The 2,833-nt window shown below is 60.4% G+C and carries 1 protein-coding gene; it reads left to right on the forward strand.

Going from position 1 to position 2,833, the window contains the following annotated elements:
• On the forward strand, nt 1–2,833 hold a 2,833-nt coding region (locus tag ABX749_RS28310; protein ID WP_372898985.1), incomplete at both ends, for a PQQ-binding-like beta-propeller repeat protein.

Genomic DNA, 2,833 nt, shown 5'->3' on the forward strand with positions numbered 1-2,833 from the left:
CGGTGATGTTGCTTTTGATCGCATCGAGGGATACCAGCTTCCGTACGTCGACAACATGGTCAATCTGTTGGTCGCCGAATCGCTGGGCGACGTGGTGATGGACGAGGTAACGAGGGTGCTGGTACCCAACGGCGTCGCGCTAATCAAGAAAGACGGACAGTGGACGAAGTTTCGCAAGCCGCGTCCGGACAACATCGACGAGTGGTCGCATTACCTGCACGATGCCACCGGCAACTCGGTCGCCCATGACGATGTCGTCGCGCCGCCGCGTCACTTGCAATGGGTGGGCAGCCCGCGTTGGTCACGGCACCACGACCGAATGGCCAGCATGAGCGCGCTGGTCTCGACCGGCGGACGGATGTTTTACATCATGGACGAGGGCAGCCGAATCTCGATCCAATTGCCGCCGAAATGGAAATTGATCGCCCGCGACGCCTTCAACGGCAGCGTGTTGTGGAAAAAAGACATCGACAATTGGCAGCCGCACCTTTGGCCGCTCAAAAGTGGGCCGACACAATTGTCGCGGCGATTGGTTTCGACGGACTCGGAAGTGTTCGTCACGCTGGGATTCAACGCGCCGCTTTCGGCACTCGATGCCGCCACCGGTGAGTTGCTACGGACCTATGAAGGCAGCGACGCGACCGAAGAAATCATCTCGACCGGCGACCTGTTGTTCCTGGTCGTGCGAAAAGGCAAGGCGGAACTGGAAGACTACGCCCCGCTGCACGGCACGGTCGGCGACCAGGCACGCTCGCGCAGCTTTTTCTGGAACGAAGAACCGCGTGTGTTGATGGCGTTCCAGGCCAGCACCGGAAAGCAGCTGTGGGCCAAGAAGACCAAGGTTTCTCCGCTGACCTTGGCCGCCAAAGATTCGCAACTTTACTTTCACGACGGCGAGAAGATCGTCAGCCTGGACGGACGCTCGGGAGACGTCGTTTGGGAAAGTGAATCGGTGACCCGCCGCGATGCGTTCACGTTTAACTTCGGTCCGCGTCTGGTCGTCTACAACGACGTGGTGTTGTATGCCGGCGGCGACGGCAAAATGATCAGCAGCGACGCCAAGAGTGGCGAAAAGTTGTGGGAAGCGAGTTTTCCCAATAGCGGCTATCAATCACCGCAAGACTTGATGGTCGTCAACGACTTGGTGTGGTTGGCGCCGTTGACGTCGGGCAAGGACAGCGGCGTTTACACCGGACGCAATCCGAGAACCGGTGAAGTCGTCAAGTCGTTCGCGCCCGATGTGGACACGTATTGGTTTCACCACCGCTGCTACATCGCCAAAGCGACCGATAACTTTTTGATGCCGTCGCGGACCGGGATCGAGTTTGTCGATCCGGACAAGGAACACTGGGACATCCATCACTGGGTCCGCGGGGGGTGTTTGTATGGCGTGATGCCGTGCAACGGGTTGACCTACGCACCGCCACACAATTGTGCGTGTTATCCGGAAGCCAAGCTGTTCGGGTTCAACGCCCTGGCGCCGCTGGCCCCCACGCGACCGATCCCGACCAAGGTTCTGGAAGCGGGACGGCGTGAGAAAGGCCCAGCGTTTGGAGCGGAATTGGCCGCGGCCGAACCGACCGGTTCGACGCCGGCGGATGACTGGCCGACGTATCGTCACGACGCGGGCCGCAGCGGCACGACCAGCAGCCCGATTTCCGAGGACGTCGATTCCAAGTGGACGGTCAACCTGGGTGGCCGTCTGACCTCGCCGGTCATCGCCGGTGGCAACGTTTACGTGGCTCAGATCGACCAGCACACCCTGCACGCTTTGGATGAGAAGTCGGGCGAATCAAAATGGACCTTCACCGCCGGTGCACGGATCGATTCGCCGCCGACGATTCACCGCGGCCGAGTCGTCTTCGGCGGTGCCGACGGATGGGTGTATTGCTTGACCACCGACGGAGAATTGGTCTGGCGCTACCGTGCCGCGCCGCTGGATCGTCGCGCGATGGCGTACGAACAACTGGAATCCTTGTGGCCGGTCCACGGCAGCGTTCTGATTCACGACGACACGGTGTACACCGTCGCCGGACGATCCAATTTCCTGGACGGCGGGCTGCGTCTGCTGCGTCTGGATTTAGCCACCGGCAAAAAACTTTCCGAAACGATCATGGATGAAACCAATCCCGACAGCGGCAACAACCTGCAGGAAAAAATTCAGATCCTGCAAATGCCGGTCGGGCTTCCCGACATCTTGTCCACCGACGGGCGGCACATTTACATGAAGTCTCAGAAATTTGACTTCGAAGGCAACCGGCTGGAGATCGGACCGAATTCCGGCGACTTCGCCACCCAGGCGTCCAAGCAACGCGGCGAGGACGCACACATCTTTGCACCGATGGGATTCCTGGATGACACCTGGTTCCATCGATCGTATTGGGTGCTGGGGCAAAGCTTTGCCGGTGGTCACGGCGGTTACTACCAAGCCGGCAAGTTCGCGCCTTCGGGTCGAATCTTGGTCAAGGGCGACGGGTACGTTTACGGTTACGGCCGCAAGCCACAGTACCTGCGTTGGACCACGGTGTTGGAACACCAATTGTTCTCCGCCGAGCAGAACCCGCCGGAGATCCCGGAGGGGTTTGGGAAGAAGCGTGGCGGCGGCGGCCCGTCCGCTCCTTCGGCCTCGTTCCCGAATTCGCCGAGCTTGAATCCGCAAGGCAAACCGATCACCGTCGAGGCCTGGATCACGTCGACGAAGCCTCAGGGTGTGATCATCGCCCGCGGCGGGCCGTCCGCCGGATTTGCCCTGACGCTGAAAGCCGGCAAACCACAGTTCTTGGTTCGCGGCGAACAGGGACTCGCCACCGTCGAAGGACCCAAACGGATCGTC

Source organism: Stieleria sp., assembly GCF_041595215.1.
Lineage (GTDB): Bacteria > Planctomycetota > Planctomycetia > Pirellulales > Pirellulaceae > Stieleria > Stieleria magnilauensis.